Source organism: Neptuniibacter sp. SY11_33 (assembly GCF_047778025.1).
In the GTDB taxonomy this organism is placed as follows: domain Bacteria; phylum Pseudomonadota; class Gammaproteobacteria; order Pseudomonadales; family Balneatricaceae; genus Neptuniibacter.
Window position 1 is genome coordinate 3,516,241 of record NZ_CP180543.1, and the last position, 20,020, is coordinate 3,536,260.

Sequence of the window (20,020 nt, forward strand, 5' to 3'; positions counted from 1 at the left end):
TATCTTAAGAAAAACCGACTAAACAACTACCGGCTGTTTTGGCAGCGATATACCCAAGTCAGTGAGACGCTCATTGATAAATTGCTGAATTCGATCAGCATCATCCATCGCCATCACATCTTTCAAGAGCTGACCTGCATCTTCCTTACTCACTTGGCGAATGGCGGCTTTCACTTTAGGCAAGTTGGTCGCATTCATTGATAGCACATCATAGCCCATTGCCATTAGGAGCAATGCACCACCAGGCTCAGACGCTAATTCACCACAGATAGAAACCGTGACATTTTCTTTATGGGCTTCTCGCGCAATGAAAACAAGTGCTCGAAGAACAGCAGGATGGTAGCTAACATACAGATCAGCTACACGAGGATTATTCCGATCTACGGCAAGCAGATACTGAGTCAGGTCGTTAGAACCTACCGAGATAAAATCCACACGACGGGCAAATCGGCGCACCTGATATACAGCTGCTGGTACCTCAACCATCACACCCACCAATGGGCGCTCTATATCATGCCCTTCATCTTGCAGCTCTTTAACTGCACGATCGATCTGACGACTTGCTTCTTCTACTTCACCTACGCTAGTCACCATCGGCAACATGATACGCAGATTACCGTAACCTTCACCCGCTTTAAGCATGGCGCGCACTTGCACAAGGAATATCTCTGGGTGATCCAAAGTCACTCGAATACCACGCCACCCCAGGAACGGGTTTTCCTCTTCAATAGGGAAGTAAGGTAGCGACTTATCCCCACCGATATCCAAAGTACGCATTGTCACAGGACGAGGGTGGAATGCTTCTAACTGCTTGCGATACGTCTGCGCTTGGTCCTGCTCACTCGGGAAGAACTCTCGAATCATGAAAGGCACTTCGGTTCGATAAAGCCCGATACCTTCTGCACCGCGGTCAAGTGAACGCGCTACATCGGCAATCAAACCTGTATTTACCCATAACGGCATTCGGAAACCATCTGTCGTTTCCGCAGGAAGGTCCTTAATCGCTTCAAGTTCGGCTGCTTGTTCCTGCTCACCACGCAAGATATCTCTGTATGCCGTTAGAAGATCTTCTCCCGGCTGTACGTAGATTCGACCTGAGTATCCATCAAGAATAAGCTCTCGACCATCGATACGTGTTAGAGGCAGATCAACCGCCCCCATAATGGTCGGAATACCCATGGAACGAGCAAGGATCGCAGCATGCGAGTTACTCGAACCATGCACAGAGACTAAACCGACCAACTTCTCGCTCGGCACTTCACCAAGCATCGCCGGTGTTAATTCATCAGCAACTAGAATAGTTTCATCGGTAAATTCGAGTACAGCCGGTGCATCTTCTTGCAGATAGGCGAGCACTCGACGACCTAAATCTTTGATATCAGTCGCACGCTCACGCAGATAAGGATCATCCATCATGGAGAACTGACGCACATGCTCCATGACAACTTCACGAAGTGCACCTTGTGCCCAATTGCCTTGGCGAATTCTCGCTACAACTTCGCCAGCCAAGGCGTTGTCATCCAACATCCGCAAATAGACATCAAATAGTGCTTGTTCTTCTGAACGCAAACGCTGAGCTAAACTGCGCCCAACAACCTTGATATCTCGGCGAACGAGTTTTAATGCCGCTTCGAAGTTAGCAATCTCCTGCTCAACATCTTTAGCAACTTTATCCGGAACTGAGTTTAAATCCGCCGGTGGCGCAACAACCGTAGCTGAACCAATAGCGACACCCGCAGAACCGGGTACACCTTCAAAGCGCAAGTTGACGATTTCGCCTTTAGATTCCTCACCGATCGCACCTAAGGAACCAGTAGCCTCAGCATGGGCAATGGCACCTGCTAACTGGGCAGATAAGGTAACAAGAAAAGCTTCTTCACTCTCATCAAAACGACGAAGCGCTTTTTGTTGAACAACTAAGACACCCAGCACACCGCGGTGATGGATAATAGGCACACCTAGAAAAGAGCTAAATCGCTCTTCACCGGTGGACTCAACATATTTGTAGGCGGGATGCTCGGAGGCATTTTCAAGGTTGATTGGTTCGGCACGATCTACCACCATACCCACCAAGCCTTCTTCGGCAGATAAACGAACGCTACCTACCGCCTCTTGATTTAGACCCTCAGTCGCCATCAAGACATAACATTGATCCTCGGGATCAAATAGATAAACAGAGCAAACCTCTGTGGACATAGCCCGCTGGATGCGACGCACAATCAGATTCAGTACCGAGTCCAAATCTGGCGCGATACTGACTTCCTGTACAATTTTCTTCAACACATCCAGCATTCAGTGTCTCTCCTTCTAGGTATTTATGGCATTAAATCTCGATAGTTTAGGTGATAATTCTCGCATTGCCTTGCGATACACCTCTCGTTTAAATGACACAACCTGTCCTAGCGGATACCAATAGCTCACCCAACGCCAACCATCAAACTCTGGCGATTCAGTGTGATCAATTTTTACCGCACTATCTGCGCTCAACATCCGTAGCAAAAACCATTTTTGCTTCTGGCCAACACATACCGGATGCGAATTGCGCCGGATCATTCGTTTGGGCAATCGGTATCTCAACCAACCTCGGGTTACTGCAACAATTTCTACATCTTCTGCAGCAAGTCCAATCTCTTCTCTTAATTCCCGATACATTGCTTCTTCAGGGGTTTCATCCTCATTAATCCCCCCCTGCGGAAACTGCCAAGCATCTTGACCAATTCGTCTTGCCCAAAGGACCTGACCCAGCGAGTTAGCCAGAATGATACCGACATTCGGCCTGAACCCATCTGAATCAATCACTTTAGTTATTCCTAATTATTTTTCAGCTATTGTTCCATAATTCTTTGATACTCAGCAAATCCCTTTTCAGACAATTGCATTCAACGCGTATCCTCCCTATCCTTGCGACACTATCTTATTCGTTGAGGAACCTCTTTTGAGCTTAGCAATTTTTGATCTGGACAATACTCTTCTTGCCGGTGACAGTGATCACGCATGGGGCGAATTTTTGTGCGAAAAAGGGATTGTAGATAGCGATGAGTATAGTCGCGCAAATGACTACTTTTACGAGCAATATAAGAACGGCGGATTAGATATTTTCGAATTTCTGGCCTTTGCTCTAAAACCTTTAGCGCAGATGAAACGTACAGAGCTAGATAAGCTGCATTTAGAGTTTATGGAATCTAAAATTATTCCAATTATGCTGCCAAAAGCAGCTGAGCTTCTGCAGAATCACCGTGATCAAGGTGATTACCTGCTTATTATCACAGCGACTAACCGTTTTGTAACAGGCCCTATAGCAGACAAGCTAGGTGTTGACGATATTATTGCAACCGACCCAGAAGAAGTGGATGGTGAATACACAGGCAAAGTTGCGGGCATACCTTGTTTCCAAGATGGTAAAGTAACGCGTCTGAATGAGTGGTTAAAGCATAATGACTTTAACTTAGAAGGTAGCTATTTCTATAGCGATTCCCACAATGACTTACCATTGCTGGAACAAGTGACTCATCCCGTGGCTGTAAATCCAGATGAAACACTGGAAGATCATGCCAATACCCACCTTTGGCCGGTTCTTGATCTACGCTGATCAGCGCATAAAAAAGAGAGGCAATAGCCTCTCTTTTTAATTTCAGTTAAAACTCAATCAAAGCGTTCCGCAAAATGGCGAACATCGTGAGCTAACTTATCAATCTTATCAGCGGCCTTTTCCATCTCTTCCAAAACAGCCGCACTGATCGCTGACTCAATCAACAGTGCTAACTCATCAAAATGCTCTTCACCAATATCATTACACAATGCTGTTGGTAATCTCTCCTTAAAAGACGAGACAACATGTTGAGCATGTGCAGTTTGTTTCATTGTCATCGTACTACTCCTTAACTGTTACTTATGTACTGGGTGACGATCGATTTGCCCTTGAGCATTGCTAACGATTTGAGGATCCGGCTGAAGATCAATCTCTTCACTTTTATTCGGATAAGGCATGCGGCTGAGAAGATGACGCATCGCATTTAATCTTGCACGCTTCTTATCGTCAGATTTAATCACTGTCCAAGGTGCATCTGCTGTATCGGTATAGAAAAACATCGATTCTTTGGCTTCGGTGTAAGAATCCCACTTATCTAAAGAGGCCAAATCGATTGGAGAAAGCTTCCATTGCTTCAACGGATCTACGCGACGGGCCTGAAAACGTCGAAATTGCTCGTCACGACTTACCGAGAACCAAAACTTAAACAGCTTGATGCCGCTTCGCGCTAACATACGTTCAAGATCAGGGGTCTGACGCATAAACTCCAAATACTCAGATGGTGAACAAAAATTCATCACCTTCTCAACGCCAGCGCGGTTGTACCAAGAACGGTCAAACAACACGATCTCACCAGCCGTAGGTAGGTGATTGATATAACGCTGGAAGTACCACTGCCCTTTCTCTTGCTCCGTAGGCTTTTCTAAAGCCACAACACGGGCACCACGAGGGTTTAGGTGTTCCATAATACGCTTGATGGTTCCGCCTTTACCGGCTGCGTCACGCCCCTCAAAGAGAATAACTACACGCTGTCCAGTCTCACGCACCCAGTTCTGCATCTTTAACAATTCTATCTGCAGCTCTTTTTTGCGCTTTTCGTATTCTTTGCGGGAGATCTTTGTATCGTAAGGGTATTCGCTGGACTCAAACTGATCAGTAACTTCCTGATCCAGCAGTACAGTGGGGCAGATTTCTTCTTGCGGTGGCATGACCACATCTGCAGTTTGAACATCAACGTCTGGGGTCTGTAACTCCTGGTTCATAGGCTTACCTCTCTAGCTTGGTTAATCAGTATTACTGATTATGCGCCTGCTACATCAGGAGTTTCTGATATAGATCAAACAACCGTTATAATTTTAAAAAGTAACATTCTCTCGGTAATTATTCTTCGGTATGATCCCTCGCCCTTTCCGGTTAAACCTTCACTGACTTTCAGCTCTTAAGCTACCACTTTACAGTGTTTCAAGGACTCATTTAGCTCATGCATCAACATACTTCTAGTGATGATGCCCACTAGCTTATTCTGCTCAACCACTGCATACACTTTTGGTTTATCCAATCCCATCTGCTGAGCTAAATCGACAATACTCAATCCCGGTGAAACCGTGAGTGGATCGGTACGCATAATATCGCCAACCATCTCGTGGCTATCACAGTGATAACTGTCGGTAACTAAATAGGGCAAACAATCAAACTCTGATAAAAAGCCAACCACCTTCAAGCTATTATCCACAACCGGTAAGCCTAAATATCCAGAATCTAGAATATGAGAAACCGCCTCAACTAGGGGCATATCTGCACTCAGCGGCTTATTCACAGGAAACATCGCATCTCTTACTTGTAACATAACCCTACCCACCTGTTTTATCTTGCTGTTTACAGTCTGGCAAAGAACTCGAAAATGACAAATGCACAACAAAAAAGGGGAGCCGTTTCAGCCCCCCCTTTCTCGATCAATTAGACAACGCTATGGACATGGATTTGGATAGCGAACATGAATTGCCTCAATCTCAGCCAGCAGCCCTTCATCAAGCTTCAGATTTACTGAGTCTATATTCGTTGTAAGCTGCTCCATCGTCGTCGCGCCAATGATATTACTTGCTACAAAATTACGACTATTAACAAAGGCCAAAGCCATCTGCGCTGGATCCAAGTGATGCGCTCGCGCTAGCGACACATATTCTTCGGTGGCTTTTAAGCCTTGTTCATTCACATAACGCGTGTAATCAGGAAATAGAGTTAAACGGCCTTTCTCTGGCTGCCCCCCATTAAGGTACTTGCCACTCAAGGTACCAAAAGCCATTGGCGAATAAGGCAGTAGAGACACTTGCTCACGCAGCAAAACCTCGGTTAAACCCACTTCGGAGGAGCGGTTTAGTAAATTGTATGGGTTCTGTACGGAAACAACTCGTGGCAGGCCTAATTGCTCGGCATAGGCTAGGAACTTCATGGCTCCCCAAGCTGTTTCATTGGATAAGCCCACATGTCTAATCAAGCCTTCGTCCACCAGCTCTTTCAAAATGTTTAGGGTTTCCAATATTGCTGCTCCATCATTTTCTGGAGCATGCTGATAACCTAACTTACCAAAGAAATTAGTGGTGCGATCTGGCCAGTGGAGTTGATAGAGGTCGATGTAATCAGTTTGAAGGCGTTTCAAACTGCATTGGATCGCTTCACGAATATTTTTGCGATCAAAATGCATATCGGGTCGAATAAAGCTGACAAAATCTCCAGGTCCCGCAACTTTTGTTGCAACGATCACCTTATCGCGGTTGTTGCGTTGCTTCATCCAGTTGCCGATATAGGTCTCTGTCAGCCCCTGATAGCGTTCATCCACTGGCACTGGATACATCTCAGCGGCATCAAGAAAGTTGATACCTTGTGCCCAGGCATAATCTAGCTGATCAAACGCTTCAGCCTCAGTGTTCTGTCGCCCGAAGGTCATGGTTCCCAGACAGATCAGACTCACATTGAGATCAGTATTACCTAGCTGACGATATTGCATGGTAAAGCTCCTATCTGGGAACAGATATCAGGTTAAGACGACGGCAACACTCTGACAAAAAAGGATTTAAGGTAATCCGTTTCCGGAATCGCCGGATGTACTGGGTGGTCTGCACCTTGATGCCCCTGATCAAAGATCTGAGCATTACGATCCAATTCGCGGCTATTACTACGAATAATATCGATCAAGCGATCACGCTGCAGGTGCATAGAGCATGACGCAGACACCAAGATTCCATCTTTCTTAAGCAGACGCATCGCGAAGTTATTCATACGGGAGTAAGCACGCTCTCCATTACGAATATCCTTTTTCTTCTGGATAAACGCAGGCGGATCCAACACAACCACATCAAATTTTTCTTTATCTGCAATCAGCGACTTACAGATATCAAAGGCATCGCCGTGGAAACCTTCAAAACGATCAGACGCATTGTTGATTCGCGCGTTCTCAGCTGCCACTTCTAAAGCAAAGTGGGAAGCATCAACACAGATAGCCTGGTTAGCACCAGCAGCCAAAGCTTGCGCACCCCAACCCCCTACATAGCTAAACAGATCCAGTACTCGCTTACCTTCAACATGTTTTTGCATCTGTGCACGGTTATTACGATGATCGTAGAACCAACCGGTTTTCTGACCTTTCTGCAGTGGTGCTAGCAGTGGTACAGAGTTTTCCATCAACGGACACAGTTCAGGGATATCACCTTGGATAATCTCTGTGTAGGTTTCCAAACCTTCCATATCACGCATTTTACCGTCGTTACGCAGCAAAATAGCTTTCGGCGTAAACACTTTGTTCAATGCGTCGATAATGTCATCTAACACCGCTTCCATGCCGGCTGTAGATATCTGTACAACAAACACATCGTAGAAACGATCAATCACGAGACCTGGTAGAGCATCACTGTCACCAAACACCAGGCGATAACACTCATCAGTAAAGCAGCTTTCACGCAGTGATAGCGCCACTTTAAGACGGTGAATGATTAAAGAACGATCCAAAGTGTATTTAAGATCACGACTGACGATTCGACCGCAAATCAACGTATTTGGGTTTACATAAGCAACGCCTAAAGGTTTGCCTTTGTCAGTTTCGACAATAACCTGCTGGCCCGGTTCAAAGCTCTTAAGCGGTGTCACACGGTTATCCACTTCGTTACTGTAGATCCAAAGGTGACCACCACGCAGCCTGCGCTCAGCCCCACTATTTAGTTTTAGAGTTTGCAGTGACATGTTTTTCCTGTTTTACAGACAACTGTCCCGGCATATAGCCGGGACAAGGTATTTATTACTCAGGCCGAGGCCTAAATCTGACTTAAGCTTCAGATTCGCACAGATCGTTGTAAGCTTCTGCACTTAGTAGTTCATTCAACTCGTCGGCATCACTTAGCTTCAATTTGAAGAACCAACCATCACCGAATGGGTCAGAGTTAACTAGTTCCGGAGAGTCTTCCAGATCTTCGTTAACTGCTACAACTTCACCGCTTAGCGGCGCGTATACATCAGATGCAGCTTTAACAGATTCAACAACACCTGTTTCATCACCTGATTCTACTTCAGCACCGACTTCTGGCAGCTCAACGAAAACTACGTCACCCAAAAGGTCTTGCGCGTGATCTGTTACACCGATTACAACGGTGCCATCACCCTCAACGCGGATCCACTCGTGACTAGCAACGTATTTCAGTTCAGATGGAATGTTACTCATGTTTATTTCCTACCCCTATGGGTCCTGTTTAAATCGAATTCTTAGTCAAAAACTTTTTTGCCGTTACGGACAAAAGAAGGACGAATTACACGTACAGACACCAACTTGCCTTTACCACGCAGATCCACTTCAGCTGCATCCGTTGTACCCACTGGCACACGCGCCATAGCGATCGAACAACCCAAAGTCGGAGAGAATGTACCGCTGGTAATCTCGCCTTCGCCAATGCCTTCTACTACAACCTTCTGATGAGCACGTAAAACACCTCGCGCTTCCATCACTAGACCGACAAGCTTATGACTTACACCTGCATCGCGCTGCTGCTGTAGTGCTTCACGTCCGATAAATACACGTTCTTGCGGTTCCCAAGCGATAGTCCAACCCATATTAGCCGCAAGTGGAGAAATGGTTTCATCCATATCCGCACCATATAGGTTCATACCCGCTTCTAAACGCAAAGTGTCGCGTGCGCCTAGTCCACACGGAGCAACGCCAGCATCCGCCAGTGCCTGCCAGAAATCTGCCACTTCATCTTCAGGCAGCATCACTTCCAAACCGTCTTCACCAGTATAGCCAGTTCTCGCAATAAACCAGCCTTCAGACTCTAAACCTTGAAAAACACTTAACTGGTCGATCAAGTTAGCGCGAGACTCAGTTACAGCTTGTTTAGCCAATGCTAATGCGTCTGGGCCTTGCACTGCTACCATCGCCAATTCTGGCTGTTCTGTTAGCGCAACGTCATCAAAGCTAGCTGTCTGGTCAGACATCCAACGTAAATCTTTTTCGCGTGTTGCACAGTTCACAACGACACGGAACCACTCACCAGCAACACCTGGCTCTGTCATTAGGTAGACAATAAGGTCATCAATTACACCAGCATCTTCATTCAGCATGCCGCTGTACATCGCCTTACCTTTTTCCTGCAGCTTAGCAACATCGTTTGCTAGCAGGTAACGTAAATACTCTTTAGCGTCTGTGCCGGTAACGTCTACAACCGTCATGTGGGAGACATCAAACATACCAGCAGCTTGTCGAACTTTGTGATGCTCATCTACCTGAGAACCATAGTGGATTGGCATATCCCAACCACCGAAATCGACTAGCTTAGCACCCATCTCTTGGTGCTTTTCGTACAATGCAGTTTTGCTACCCATATTATTAACTCTTATCAGGGGCTAGCGTAGGCCTTGTTATCGTTATAAACAGGTCTTGCTAGGCTTTAACAACTGCTTTTCAGATCAAGAGCGAATCAATTGACCTGAAAAACAAAAAAGGGAAGACAATTTATAGGGATTCTCTTCACAGTTCAATCTTTGAACGACAAACTAGGGTTGGACTATGGTCGGATCAGATTATCCAAGTCGATTATTCTTGAATGTTTCTCTGTGCTAATGCTGGCAAACGACCAGATAAGCCCATCGCATCCATCACAATATGATTTTTAACGGGCGATAGTTTATCCAATAAATTCATACCCATATTACGTGCCAAGCAAGCTAAAGGCTGTCTGGTATTAAATAAACGCTTGAAGCTTTCCATAGCCAAAGACATCTGAATATTGTCACTGCGGCGTTCGCGCTGGAATCTACGTAATACCGATTGAGCACCTAATAGCTCGCCTCGACGTGATGCCTCCATCAAAGTTTCAGCTAATTGAGCAGCATCTAGCAGACCTAAGTTCACGCCCTGCCCCGCCAGAGGATGGATAGTATGTGCTGCATCCCCAATCGCGGCAAAGCCAGGTTGAATATAATGCTGAGCATGACGCTGCCGTAACGGGAAAACGCTACGTTGATCGCACCATTCGATTTCCCCTAGACGCTTCTCAAATGCACGGCCTAACTGCTGGCAAAACGCTTCATCGGGCAACGCCATCAACTCATTGGCATGTTCTGGTGATGTCGACCAAACAATCGAGCAATAGTAATCACCCTCATCATTACTCAAAGGCAACAATGCGAGCGGCCCATCCTCGGTAAAACGCTGCCAAGCAGTAGCTTGGTGAGGCTGCTCGGTTTTAACTGTGGTAACAATGGCATGATGACCATAATCCCATTCCACCATCGGCAGACCAGCATGTTGACGAGTTTTCGATAACGCGCCATCCGCAGCAACGACTAGATCCGCTTGAATAATTCGACCATCACTCAATTTAACCGCACGGCCTTGATCAGACTGGGGAGATAGCTCCGTCACTGTCACACCAGTAATCAGTTCTACTGAAGGTGTGTCCAATAAAACCTGATACAAACCCGCCAGTGTCACACGGTTTTCTACAATATGGCCTAATGCAGGCTCATGTAGCTCTCGTGCTGAGAAGTGAATATGCCCAGTCCCTTCGCCATCCCAGACATCCATTTCGGTGTAAGGGCTTAGACGATAATCCTGCATATACTTCCAAGCACCTACAGAGGTTAAAATCTGCTGCGATGCACAAGTTAGCGCACTGACACGAGGGTCATAACCTTCAACTTGTGCACCTTTTACAAACCCAGAGAAACCTCTAATATCGCCTTCGCGCTGCTCTAATAGCGTTACTTTAATATCAGCATCTGCCAAAGCCGCAGCAAGGGTAACTCCCACCATGCCGGCTCCAACAATCACTACATCTGAATTAAGCACTTGTGCCTGTGTATTTTCTGGCATGATCTATCTCTATTTCAGGTCTGGAGCGGGCATATCTAAGCCCATAGCACCGCGGGCAAAAACAGTTCTAGCAGGCGGACATATGTCTAATAGTTGCAGGCCTAGGTTACGCCCAGCGGCAAGCAGAATATTATTATTGGAGAACAGTCTCATAGTCTGATCGCTAAGCCCAATCGTACGCTGTTGATCTTGTCGCTGCTGTTCGTAGAAATCCTGAAGTACGTTTAAGTCACCTAGATTGCCACCCGCCTTACGGGCTTGAATTAGGCGATCAGCTAAAGCGACAACACCACGTAACGCCAAGTTGTACCCTTGCCCGGCAATTGGATGCAAGGCATGCGCAGCGTTACCTAAAACCACTAAACCCTGACGTACCTGTTCCTGCGCTAAAACCAATTTTAACGGATAGGTATGTCGTTCACCTACTTTGACAAAATTACCTGCACGATGACCGAAGCGTTCATGCAAACGCGCTATAAACTCAGCCTCTTCCAGCGCCATCACTTCATCGACTTGATCATTAGGCACTGTCCAAACTAAGCCACAACGATGCTCACCGTTTTGTTCTTCCAAGGGTAACAGCGCCATAGGGCCCGTATCGGTAAAACGCTCATAAGCAATATCGTTGTGTGAGCGGTCTAAGCTGACGTTGGCTATGACAGCATGTTGCTCGTAGGTTGTTTCGCTGTAGTTCATGCCCATCCCTTCACGCAATGAGGAACGGCCACCATCAGCCATCACAACTAACTCGGTCGTTAACTGATGCGTCTCACCCTCTTTTTCTAGGGTGACGCCCATCTGGTCAGAGCCATACTGAACATCTGTCACTTCGGCAGGGCAGATAAAATCAATGCGATTCGCATCATCCTGCTGCAAACGATCTAGCAGGACACGTCCAAGCCATTGGTTTTCGACCACATAGCCCAACGCAGGTACTCTTTCCTGCTCTGCATGCAGACGCGTCACACCAAAATGACCTTTATCTGAAACGTGAATATGTTTGATGGGTGCTAAATGCGCTTTTAGTGTTGGCCAGATACCCATGACTTCGTAGATAGAGCGACTACCATAAGCTAATGCCGTAGCTCTGGAATCATAACTCGGCTGATACTCCAGTGCGCTTTTCTCAGGCATAGGAAAGGCTTCAATTACGGCGATATTCAGATCAAGCTGTTCACTTGCAGGCAGTAGGGCACAAGCTAAGCTCGCACCCACCATGCCGCCACCAATCACCACGATGTCATAGTGCTGTTTCATTTTGCTGCCATTAACACTTCAATTTCTGCAATTTCTTTCGGCACAGCCGCAGTGAGATTTTCATTACCCTCTGCAGTGATCAAGATATCGTCTTCAATACGTACACCAATACCGCGCCAACGAGGTTCAACATTTTCGTTGTCCGCAGCGATATAGATACCTGGCTCAACCGTCATCACCATACCCGGCTCTAACGGACGCCATTCGCCATCGACTTTGTAATCGCCAACATCATGAACATCCATACCTAACCAATGACCAATACGGTGCATGTAAAAATCACGGTAGCGACCCGCTGAGATCTCTTCACTCAGCGTACCCGATAGCAAACCTAACTCAATCAGTCCTGCAGTTAACACTTCTACCGATTTTTCGTGTACGGCTTCCCACAAAACACCCGGTTTTGCGAATTCAATACAAGCTTTCTGTGCTTTCAAAACCAGCTCGTATATTGCCGCTTGTTCTGGACTAAAGCGACCATTTACAGGGAAAGTACGTGTAATATCGCCGGCATAATGATCTAGCTCACAACCAGCATCGATTAACACTAGGTCGCCATCATTGAGTGGTTCACTGTTTTCGATATAGTGCAGCACACAAGCATTTGCTCCACCACCCACAATGGTCGAGTAAGCTGGCTGGCGCGCGCCATTCATCGCAAAGTGGTGTAAAATTTCCGCTTCTAAATGATATTCCATCACACCGGGCTTACATAGTTGCATCGCCTTAATATGCCCCTGTGCTGAGATCTCACCGGCACGACGCATCATCTCTTTTTCGGCATCACCCTTAATCAAGCGCATTTCATGTAACAGGCAATCCAGCATCACCAATTCTGAAGGCGCTACTGCCCCTTGGCGTACTTTTGCGCGAATCAGGTTAAGCCAGTGTCGAACACGCTGATCAAGCTCTTCGTCTTTACCAATGGAGTAATAGATTCTAGATACACCATTTAACAAGCCAGGCAAGATATCATCGACTTCATCAATGGCATGAGCTTCATCCATGCCGTAGTCATTAACAGCGCCTTCAGGCCCTGCACGATACCCATTCCAGATCTCCATCAGCTTGTCACGATTACGACAGAACAGCACCGATTCACCATCTGTCCGACCCGGCATCAATAGCAACACTGCATCCGGTTCGTTAAAACCAGTTAAGTAGTAAAAGTTGCTATCCTGACGAAAAGGATATTCAACATCGCTATTCCGCTGTTTCATCTGCGCAGAAGGAATAATCGCGATACTGCCCGGTGACATCTGCGCCATCAACGCAGCACGACGTGCGACAAACTGATCAAGACCAATCTTCATTAGTGCAACCTGTTGTTTTCTGGCTTAGCTTTAGCAAACTCTTTTTCTTTCTCTTCTAACGCTTTATTACACTCGGTGAACAGCATCAGAACGGCCATACGCACATATTCTTGAACTTCCATCAGATCCGCTTCATTTTCATCAAGCTCTTCTAGATCGGAAGAAATTTGTGCTATCTGACCAAGGTCATTGAGAGTCTCTTTCGCTTCAGGCGATAAGCTGGCATCTGTATGTTTACCGTAGAGACCAAATCCGCTCAAAAAGCTCTGACACCAACGCCCTAACGATTCCGCACGCATAGAGATCTCATCTTCATCATCTGGAAGCACCATATCGAACTCCAGATCCATACTGTCCATACAGCCAAGTGTCGCTGTATATAGGTTGGTTACCACCGACTTACTGCTGTCTTGGGAGAGGGATTCTATATCAAGCAATTCATTAACAATTTGCTCCAACGCCGCTGGTTTTAAACGTGCACCCGCAGCTAAATGTCCCGAAATAACTCCGTGAAGTTCCGAAGGTGAAACAGCTCTCACCCCCTCCTCTACAAACATATTTGCGATAAGTTCAAAATCGGGTAAATCTACAGGTACATTTTCTAAAGACATGAATCGAATCCATCAATAATATCGTGCTGTTAATCCTAGCATTTCAACACTTCCTGTGCAGCGTCATTGACCCACAGACAGGGGCTGATTATAGTCCTGCAGAGAATAATTTAGCTTTAGGGGCATTCTTTCTGCATGACTGAGCATTACTTTAACGCGCTGGAACAGAAAATCGATCAACTTCTGGAACGCTGCGAACAACTAAATCAGGAAAACATTCAGCTGCGTGCCCGTGAACAACAGCTTAAAGAGGAGCGTGCTCAACTAGTACAGCTCAACGAACAAACGCAATCCAAAATTCAAGCGATGATCATGCGACTTAAAGCGTTGGAGCAAAACAAATGAGCCAGCCCGAATCCCAACCTGTCACTATTACTCTGCTAGACAAAGAGTTTAATTTTAACTGTCCGGCTGACGCAGAAGCTGAATTATTAGCTTCCGCAGACTTTCTAAATGAGAAAATGCTAGAGATCAGAAAAACAGGCAAAGTGCTAGGGCTTGAGCGGATAGCAGTGATGGCAGCACTCAACTTGGCTCATGATTTATTGCAATCCAAACAAGCGAACACCAGTAATATTGAAGAACGCCTACGTCACCTCGGCAACAAAATTGATCAAGCGTTAATCAACGAAACACAAACTGTTGATTCGGACAGTTAACCACTGTCCTTGAAAACTTTTCAACTTAAGAAAAATCCATATTTAACAGCCAGTTATAACACCACCTAGCAGAAAATATTTTTATTACAAGTCCTGACACCGGCATCATAAAGGGTATAATAAAAACATGCCCTGGGGTGTTCGACCGTTGGTTACGTCCCTCGAGCCGATAATCACACTTTTGGGGGTTGCTCGTAGTTTCTGGTGTGCATGTCCGATTTACCGGAAAGCCTAATGATACTCAGTAACCACCTCCTTGAACCTTCGGGTTCAGGGCCATATCCGACACCGGCACCTTGGGGATCTTCATATCGCTATGAATCAACAACGCAAACAGCTTCGTCAGCGCATTCGTCGACTCAGACGCTCCTTAACCCCTCTACAACAAAAACAAGCCGCACATGGTTTGTTGAAGAATATACGCACACGAGCAGATTTCAGACGCGCCAAAACCATCGCCATATATCTACCGAATGACGGTGAGATAAACCCTGAACCATTGATTCATTACTGCTGGAAACTAGGCAAGGAAGTCTACCTACCTGTATTACACCCTATTCTTCACAATCGCTTATGGTTTACGTCGTACACAAACCAAACGCCGATGATTAAGAATATCTACGGAATCCGAGAGCCGAAACTACAGCCACACAAACGCAGAGCCGCTTGGGCGATAGATTTAGTTTTGCTACCTTTAGTCGCCTTCGATGCTAAAGGCAATCGCATGGGTATGGGCGGAGGATACTATGACCGCACATTCGGCTTTAAAAATCTGAAGAAGAGCATGAAAGGACCAAGCCTTATCGGGCTAGCGCATGAAATTCAGAGAGTAGAAGAGCTACCTGTAGAGAGTTGGGATATCCCTCTAACATCGATTGTTACTGATAGCGAAAGCTATCTATAACGCAATTGAAAGCTTAGCTGTTAAAGACTTGCTCAAACAGAGAAGCAAACTGGAAATCTGCATGCGATACGCCGGTCATTACAGACCCTAGTACAAACACGACTACCAAGATTAGAACCAGATCAGGACCTTTTTTCATTATTCTGCCTATAAGGTTTACCACACATTAAACAAACGCTCGTTTACTTAATGCCCGGCCGTAGTTTTTCATAAACACAGTTTTTTGCAACCCCTTATAAATCATGGGGCAATAAAACTATCGGCCAGTTACATAATTATTTTAATCTAATATTGCAAAAAGAGCCAATTACCTACTGATTTATAAACTTTTTTGCAGAAAATTAAGAAAAATCATCATAAAAGGTATGGTTAACATCGAGAAAAGAGTCTGTCCGGTGATAATAGCAGCCATCATTTTCACATCCCCACCAAGCTGACGCGCCAGAATGTAAGAAGATGCAGCCGTTGGTAAGGCAGCGTACAACCAAATAATTTCAGCATTTGGCAGCCCCAATACAGCACAGATCAGAAAGGCCAATAAGGGCATTAATAACAGTTTGATCAACGAGGTCACACTGAGCGCTTGACCACTTTTCATTAAGACTTTAAAACTGAGGCCCGCTCCGACAGATAACAACCCTAACGGCAGAGCCATTCGACCTAAGAAATCAGCGATAGGCATCAGAAAATCCGGAAAACCTACCCCCGACTGATTTAACAACAGGCCACACAAGCTACCGACAATAAGTGGGTTCTTTAACAACGCTAACAACACACTCTTAAAATCTTGAGTGCTACGGGTAAAGTAGGAAAAGACCAGCACACAGCAGAAATTCAGCAAGGGGATCATGAGCGCCATGACCACTGCACCTACCACTACCCCTTGAGGACCAAACAAGGTTGCGGAAGCAGCCAAGCCCACATAAACATTGAAACGAACTCCACCCTGATAAATAGAGGTAATACCCGCTGCATCAACACTCAAGAACGGTTTCGCCAAAAAGACCAACAAACTGCCCCCAAAAACCAGCAACACAACAGCCAACCCTACCTGATCCAGAGGAACAGCTGTCATATCGGTACTGGCTAATCGGGACACCAACAAAATAGGAAACAGCACAAAGTAGGTCGCCTTTTCCGCCTGCCCCCAAAAGTCATCGGTCAAAAAACCGCTCTTTCTCGCCGCATAGCCTAATAAAATAAGCGCAAATACCGGCCATAGAGCACTGATAATTTCGATCATAATGTTATAGTGATCTTATAAAGTTAATAATGATGTACAGAGTGGAGCCTACAATGATGACATCTCTTGTCTTAACCGTCATCGGTCCTGATAAACCAGGTCTGGTCGAAATGCTAGCGCAAACCATTACTGAAAATGGCGGCAACTGGCTTGAATCCGGTATGTCCAGATTAGCTGGAAAGTTTGCCGGCATTCTAATCACCGAAGTTCCTGAAGATAAAGCAGCTACATTAACTGCAGCGCTAACAGCGCTAGACGCTCAAGGCTTAAAAGTCACTGTTGAGCAATCTTCAGCACCTGAAGCGACTGGCGCTTCTCAGCACTTTAAACTTGAGCTAGTTGGCCATGACAAACCTGGCATCGTTCGCGACATCTCAAGCGCACTGGCTAAACGCCACGTGAATGTTGAGCGCCTAAACACAGAACTAGTGTCTGGTTCTATGTCGGCCGAACTGCTATTTAAAGCCGAAGCCGAACTACTCGCATCTAGCGACCTAGACTTAGATGAGCTACAACAGGATTTAGAAAATATTGCCAGCGATCTAATGGTTGATATCAGTTTAGATAAATAAACCATAACGCAGACAAACAAAAAACGCGCTTACCTTTCTCAAGGCAGCGCGTTTTTTATTTCTGAGATGAGCTATTAACCACGCTCATCCAATTTAGCCTGACCACGCTTCACTGCTGCACGTACCTGATTTGGCGCTGTACCACCAATGTGATCACGCGCCGCAACAGAACCTTCAAGCGTTAGCACTTCAAATACATCCTGCTCGATCGTATCGGAGAACTGAACAAGCTCTTCCAACGTCATTTCACCTAGATCTTTATTCTGCTCGATACCGTACGCTACAGATTTACCTACAACTTCGTGAGCATCACGGAAAGGCATACCTTTACGCACTAGGTAATCCGCCAAGTCAGTCGCTGTAGAGAAACCGCGAAGCGCCGCTTCACGCATACTCTCTTTCTTAGACTCAAGCGCAGGCACCATGTCAGCAAATGCACGCAGACAACCTTTCACTGTATCGATCGCATCAAACAGCGGTTCTTTATCTTCTTGGTTATCTTTGTTGTATGCCAGTGGCTGAGACTTCATCAACGTTAGCAAGCTCATCAAGTGACCGTAAACACGACCGGATTTACCACGTACTAGCTCAGGTACATCTGGGTTCTTTTTCTGCGGCATGATTGAAGAGCCTGTACAGAAACGATCCGGCAGGTTGATGAAATCAAACTGAGCAGATGTCCATAGAACTAACTCTTCAGACATACGCGTTAGGTGCATCAATAAGATACTAGACGCGGAACAGAACTCGATCGCGAAGTCACGATCAGACACCGCATCCAAAGAATTCTCAGCCGGTGCATTAAACTCAAGTAACTCGCAAGTTAGGTCACGCTGAATTGGGTAAGTCGTACCCGCAAGTGCTGCAGCACCTAGTGGCATGATGTTGGCGCGTTCACGGCAATCTTCGAAACGGCCGAAGTCACGGGTTAGCATCTCAAACCACGCAAGCAGGTGATGACCAAAGGTCACTGGCTGAGCTGTTTGAAGGTGAGTAAAGCCTGGCATGATCGTATCAGCTTCGCGCTCAGCAATACCTAATAAGCCCTGCTGTAAACGCGTGATTTCAGCCAAGATCAGATCGATTTCATCACGTAGATACAAACGAATATCTGTCGCTACTTGGTCATTACGAGAGCGACCTGTATGTAGTTTCTTGCCCGTGATACCAATTTTCTTAGTCAAAGCCGCTTCGATGTTCATGTGCACATCTTCTAGCTCAATTGACCATTCAAATTCGCCGCGCTCGATCTCGACACGAATTTCGCCTAGACCACGGATAATATCGTCACGCTCTTCTTCTGTAAGAACGCCTGCTTTTGTCAGCATCTTCGCATGAGCAATAGAACCGCGAATATCCTGCAGATACATACGCTGATCAAATTCAACGGAAGCCGTAAAACGCGCAACGAAAGCATCCGTTGGCTCATTAAAACGACCGCCCCACTGCTGGTTAGTTTTATCACTCATGGGAAAACCTCAAATTACTCGGAGACTTAATCAGCTATTTTTAGCCGATATCACAAAATTTGCGCGACATTATATCACGCCCTTTCGCTTGAGGTGTCTATATCGCGCCCTGCAATCTGCTACAATCGGCAACAAATATTAAATATGCCGTATTTGAGACTACTTTTATGAGCAGAACCATCCGCATTGCTACCCGTAAAAGCCCACTGGCCCTATGGCAGGCAGAATATGTAAAAGCCGAGCTAGAACGCCATCACGCAGACATTAAGGTCGAATTACTCGGCATGGTATCTAAAGGCGACAAGATTCTAGATGCACCGCTAGCCAAAGTTGGCGGTAAGGGCCTGTTTGTAAAAGAGCTCGAAGAAGCAATGCTAGCTGGTGAAGCTGATATCGCGGTTCACTCCATGAAAGATGTACCGATGGAGTTTCCAGAAGGCTTAGGTTTAGCCGTGATCTGTCCGCGCGAACAGCCAACCGATGCTTTTGTCTCTAATACATACAACAGCATTGATGAACTACCTCAAGGCGCTGTAGTCGGCACCTCGTCCTTACGTCGTGAAGCGCAAATTCGCGAAAAACGCCCTGACCTAAAGATCAAATGGCTTCGCGGTAACGTCAATACACGCCTACGTAAGTTAGATGAAGGCGACTATGACGCGATCATCCTTGCCTCTGCAGGTCTGATTCGTCTAGAAATGCCTGAGCGTATTCGTTCAGAAATTTCTGTAGATTTCAGCCTACCGGCAGGCGGCCAAGGCGCTGTAGGCATTGAGTGCCGTACAGATGACGCTGAACTGCATGAGCTTCTTAAGCCTCTACATGACACCGAAACGGCTTGGCGTGTAACGGCAGAACGCGCAATGAACAAACGCCTTGAAGGCGGCTGTCAGGTACCGATCGCCTGCTACGCGACGCTGAACGATGACAACTCTGAACTATACCTACGCGGCCTAGTTGCAAAACCAGACGGCACGTTGATTCTGCGCGACGAACAACGTGGCGCTCCGGCTGATGCCGAAGCTATTGGCGTAGAACTGGCTGATCGCCTGTTAGTCGCAGGTGCTAAAGAGATTTTGGACGCAGTATATAACAAAGCAGATGCCTAA

22 protein-coding genes and 1 other RNA gene are annotated in these 20,020 nt (G+C 46.2%); 7 read left to right on the forward strand and 16 right to left on the reverse strand.

Annotated features, from left to right (window positions below):
- Window positions 1–18: 18 nt before the first annotated feature.
- Both ptsP and ACMXYV_RS16755 read right to left on the reverse strand, forming a co-directional pair.
- Complete coding sequence (gene ptsP, locus ACMXYV_RS16750) at window positions 19–2,292, reverse strand: phosphoenolpyruvate--protein phosphotransferase (RefSeq protein WP_415889547.1); 2,274 nt, start codon at window positions 2,290–2,292, stop codon at window positions 19–21.
- A 15-nt stretch (window positions 2,293–2,307) separates the two neighbouring features.
- Window positions 2,308–2,799, reverse strand: coding sequence for an RNA pyrophosphohydrolase (locus ACMXYV_RS16755; protein WP_415882757.1), 492 nt, complete (start codon window positions 2,797–2,799; stop codon window positions 2,308–2,310).
- Window positions 2,800–2,935: 136 nt separating this feature from the next.
- On the opposite strand from ACMXYV_RS16755, the gene ACMXYV_RS16760 reads away from it, so the two are divergent.
- Window positions 2,936–3,589 (forward strand): HAD family hydrolase, encoded by a 654-nt coding sequence (locus tag ACMXYV_RS16760; protein ID WP_415889548.1) that lies wholly within the window; start codon window positions 2,936–2,938, stop codon window positions 3,587–3,589.
- Between the two features lie 53 nt (window positions 3,590–3,642).
- Here ACMXYV_RS16760 and ACMXYV_RS16765 read toward each other — a convergent pair whose 3' ends face one another.
- The 11 genes from ACMXYV_RS16765 to ACMXYV_RS16815 all read right to left on the reverse strand — a co-directional run bounded on the left by ACMXYV_RS16765 (window position 3,643) and on the right by ACMXYV_RS16815 (window position 14,064).
- On the reverse strand, window positions 3,643–3,867 hold the full coding sequence (locus ACMXYV_RS16765; RefSeq protein ID WP_415889549.1) for a phosphatase: 225 nt from the start codon (window positions 3,865–3,867) through the stop codon (window positions 3,643–3,645).
- 18 nt (window positions 3,868–3,885) lie between these two features.
- Window positions 3,886–4,791 carry a polyphosphate kinase 2 gene (gene ppk2, locus ACMXYV_RS16770; RefSeq protein ID WP_415889550.1) on the reverse strand — a complete coding sequence of 302 codons (906 nt, stop codon included), beginning with the start codon at window positions 4,789–4,791 and terminating at the stop codon, window positions 3,886–3,888.
- A gap of 176 nt (window positions 4,792–4,967) precedes the next feature.
- Window positions 4,968–5,375 carry a CBS domain-containing protein gene (locus tag ACMXYV_RS16775; RefSeq protein ID WP_415889551.1) on the reverse strand — a complete coding sequence of 136 codons (408 nt, stop codon included), beginning with the start codon at window positions 5,373–5,375 and terminating at the stop codon, window positions 4,968–4,970.
- Window positions 5,376–5,495: 120 nt separating this feature from the next.
- Window positions 5,496–6,533 carry an NADP(H)-dependent aldo-keto reductase gene (locus ACMXYV_RS16780; protein WP_415889552.1) on the reverse strand — a complete coding sequence of 346 codons (1,038 nt, stop codon included), beginning with the start codon at window positions 6,531–6,533 and terminating at the stop codon, window positions 5,496–5,498.
- Window positions 6,534–6,565: 32 nt separating this feature from the next.
- Entirely contained in the window at window positions 6,566–7,762 is a 1,197-nt protein-coding gene (locus ACMXYV_RS16785) for a class I SAM-dependent rRNA methyltransferase (RefSeq protein WP_415889553.1), read from the reverse strand.
- Between the two features lie 82 nt (window positions 7,763–7,844).
- A complete protein-coding gene (gene gcvH / locus ACMXYV_RS16790) occupies window positions 7,845–8,237 on the reverse strand; it encodes a glycine cleavage system protein GcvH (RefSeq protein WP_415889554.1) in 393 nt (130 codons plus the stop codon).
- A 41-nt stretch (window positions 8,238–8,278) separates the two neighbouring features.
- Entirely contained in the window at window positions 8,279–9,391 is a 1,113-nt protein-coding gene (gene gcvT, locus ACMXYV_RS16795; protein ID WP_415889555.1) for a glycine cleavage system aminomethyltransferase GcvT, read from the reverse strand.
- Between the two features lie 211 nt (window positions 9,392–9,602).
- A complete protein-coding gene (locus ACMXYV_RS16800; protein ID WP_415889556.1) occupies window positions 9,603–10,883 on the reverse strand; it encodes a UbiH/UbiF/VisC/COQ6 family ubiquinone biosynthesis hydroxylase in 1,281 nt (426 codons plus the stop codon).
- 9 nt (window positions 10,884–10,892) lie between these two features.
- Window positions 10,893–12,140, reverse strand: coding sequence for a 2-octaprenyl-6-methoxyphenyl hydroxylase (gene ubiH, locus ACMXYV_RS16805; RefSeq protein WP_415889557.1), 1,248 nt, complete (start codon window positions 12,138–12,140; stop codon window positions 10,893–10,895).
- Entirely contained in the window at window positions 12,137–13,453 is a 1,317-nt protein-coding gene (gene pepP, locus ACMXYV_RS16810) for a Xaa-Pro aminopeptidase (RefSeq protein ID WP_415889558.1), read from the reverse strand. Before pepP ends, ubiH begins: the two co-directional genes overlap by 4 nt.
- A complete protein-coding gene (locus ACMXYV_RS16815; protein ID WP_415889559.1) occupies window positions 13,453–14,064 on the reverse strand; it encodes a UPF0149 family protein in 612 nt (203 codons plus the stop codon). The genes pepP and ACMXYV_RS16815 overlap by 1 nt, the downstream gene beginning before the upstream one ends.
- 135 nt (window positions 14,065–14,199) lie before the next feature.
- Between ACMXYV_RS16815 and ACMXYV_RS16820 the strand changes: the two genes are divergently transcribed.
- From ACMXYV_RS16820 to ACMXYV_RS16835, 4 genes are all read left to right on the forward strand, one after another.
- On the forward strand, window positions 14,200–14,409 hold the full coding sequence (locus tag ACMXYV_RS16820) for a TIGR02449 family protein (protein WP_415882770.1): 210 nt from the start codon (window positions 14,200–14,202) through the stop codon (window positions 14,407–14,409).
- Complete coding sequence (locus ACMXYV_RS16825) at window positions 14,406–14,723, forward strand: cell division protein ZapA (protein WP_415889560.1); 318 nt, start codon at window positions 14,406–14,408, stop codon at window positions 14,721–14,723. Before ACMXYV_RS16820 ends, ACMXYV_RS16825 begins: the two co-directional genes overlap by 4 nt.
- Window positions 14,724–14,849: 126 nt before the next feature.
- Window positions 14,850–15,030, forward strand: a non-coding RNA gene (ssrS, locus tag ACMXYV_RS16830) — 6S RNA.
- Between the two features lie 9 nt (window positions 15,031–15,039).
- Window positions 15,040–15,627: a 5-formyltetrahydrofolate cyclo-ligase gene (locus ACMXYV_RS16835; protein ID WP_415889561.1), complete on the forward strand. Its 588-nt coding sequence runs from the start codon at window positions 15,040–15,042 to the stop codon at window positions 15,625–15,627.
- A gap of 13 nt (window positions 15,628–15,640) precedes the next feature.
- Here the strand turns inward: ACMXYV_RS16835 and ACMXYV_RS16840 are convergent, their stop codons facing one another.
- Window positions 15,641–15,766: a hypothetical protein gene (locus ACMXYV_RS16840; protein ID WP_415882773.1), complete on the reverse strand. Its 126-nt coding sequence runs from the start codon at window positions 15,764–15,766 to the stop codon at window positions 15,641–15,643.
- A 180-nt stretch (window positions 15,767–15,946) separates the two neighbouring features.
- On the reverse strand, window positions 15,947–16,870 hold the full coding sequence (locus ACMXYV_RS16845; protein WP_415889562.1) for an AEC family transporter: 924 nt from the start codon (window positions 16,868–16,870) through the stop codon (window positions 15,947–15,949).
- Between the two features lie 53 nt (window positions 16,871–16,923).
- On the opposite strand from ACMXYV_RS16845, the gene ACMXYV_RS16850 reads away from it, so the two are divergent.
- Window positions 16,924–17,442 carry a glycine cleavage system protein R gene (locus ACMXYV_RS16850; RefSeq protein ID WP_415889563.1) on the forward strand — a complete coding sequence of 173 codons (519 nt, stop codon included), beginning with the start codon at window positions 16,924–16,926 and terminating at the stop codon, window positions 17,440–17,442.
- Window positions 17,443–17,516: 74 nt separating this feature from the next.
- Here ACMXYV_RS16850 and argH read toward each other — a convergent pair whose 3' ends face one another.
- Window positions 17,517–18,911, reverse strand: a complete 1,395-nt coding sequence (gene argH, locus ACMXYV_RS16855) for an argininosuccinate lyase (RefSeq protein ID WP_415889564.1) — start codon at window positions 18,909–18,911, stop codon at window positions 17,517–17,519.
- Between the two features lie 167 nt (window positions 18,912–19,078).
- Between argH and hemC the strand changes: the two genes are divergently transcribed.
- Window positions 19,079–20,020 (forward strand): hydroxymethylbilane synthase, encoded by a 942-nt coding sequence (hemC, locus tag ACMXYV_RS16860; RefSeq protein ID WP_415889565.1) that lies wholly within the window; start codon window positions 19,079–19,081, stop codon window positions 20,018–20,020.

Coding starts and splice junctions, on each gene's coding strand:
- ptsP (WP_415889547.1), bottom strand. CDS start 2,292: ATGCTGGATGTGTTGAAGAAAATTGTACAGGAAGTCAGTATCGCGCCA.
- ACMXYV_RS16765 (WP_415889549.1), bottom strand. CDS start 3,867: ATGACAATGAAACAAACTGCACATGCTCAACATGTTGTCTCGTCTTTT.
- ppk2 (WP_415889550.1), bottom strand. CDS start 4,791: ATGAACCAGGAGTTACAGACCCCAGACGTTGATGTTCAAACTGCAGAT.
- ACMXYV_RS16775 (WP_415889551.1), bottom strand. CDS start 5,375: ATGTTACAAGTAAGAGATGCGATGTTTCCTGTGAATAAGCCGCTGAGT.
- ACMXYV_RS16780 (WP_415889552.1), bottom strand. CDS start 6,533: ATGCAATATCGTCAGCTAGGTAATACTGATCTCAATGTGAGTCTGATC.
- ACMXYV_RS16785 (WP_415889553.1), bottom strand. CDS start 7,762: ATGTCACTGCAAACTCTAAAACTAAATAGTGGGGCTGAGCGCAGGCTG.
- gcvH (WP_415889554.1), bottom strand. CDS start 8,237: ATGAGTAACATTCCATCTGAACTGAAATACGTTGCTAGTCACGAGTGG.
- gcvT (WP_415889555.1), bottom strand. CDS start 9,391: ATGGGTAGCAAAACTGCATTGTACGAAAAGCACCAAGAGATGGGTGCT.
- ACMXYV_RS16800 (WP_415889556.1), bottom strand. CDS start 10,883: ATGCCAGAAAATACACAGGCACAAGTGCTTAATTCAGATGTAGTGATT.
- ubiH (WP_415889557.1), bottom strand. CDS start 12,140: ATGAAACAGCACTATGACATCGTGGTGATTGGTGGCGGCATGGTGGGT.
- pepP (WP_415889558.1), bottom strand. CDS start 13,453: ATGAAGATTGGTCTTGATCAGTTTGTCGCACGTCGTGCTGCGTTGATG.
- ACMXYV_RS16815 (WP_415889559.1), bottom strand. CDS start 14,064: ATGTCTTTAGAAAATGTACCTGTAGATTTACCCGATTTTGAACTTATC.
- ACMXYV_RS16820 (WP_415882770.1), top strand. CDS start 14,200: ATGACTGAGCATTACTTTAACGCGCTGGAACAGAAAATCGATCAACTT.
- ACMXYV_RS16825 (WP_415889560.1), top strand. CDS start 14,406: ATGAGCCAGCCCGAATCCCAACCTGTCACTATTACTCTGCTAGACAAA.
- ACMXYV_RS16835 (WP_415889561.1), top strand. CDS start 15,040: ATGAATCAACAACGCAAACAGCTTCGTCAGCGCATTCGTCGACTCAGA.
- ACMXYV_RS16840 (WP_415882773.1), bottom strand. CDS start 15,766: ATGAAAAAAGGTCCTGATCTGGTTCTAATCTTGGTAGTCGTGTTTGTA.
- ACMXYV_RS16845 (WP_415889562.1), bottom strand. CDS start 16,870: ATGATCGAAATTATCAGTGCTCTATGGCCGGTATTTGCGCTTATTTTA.
- ACMXYV_RS16850 (WP_415889563.1), top strand. CDS start 16,924: ATGATGACATCTCTTGTCTTAACCGTCATCGGTCCTGATAAACCAGGT.
- argH (WP_415889564.1), bottom strand. CDS start 18,911: ATGAGTGATAAAACTAACCAGCAGTGGGGCGGTCGTTTTAATGAGCCA.
- hemC (WP_415889565.1), top strand. CDS start 19,079: ATGAGCAGAACCATCCGCATTGCTACCCGTAAAAGCCCACTGGCCCTA.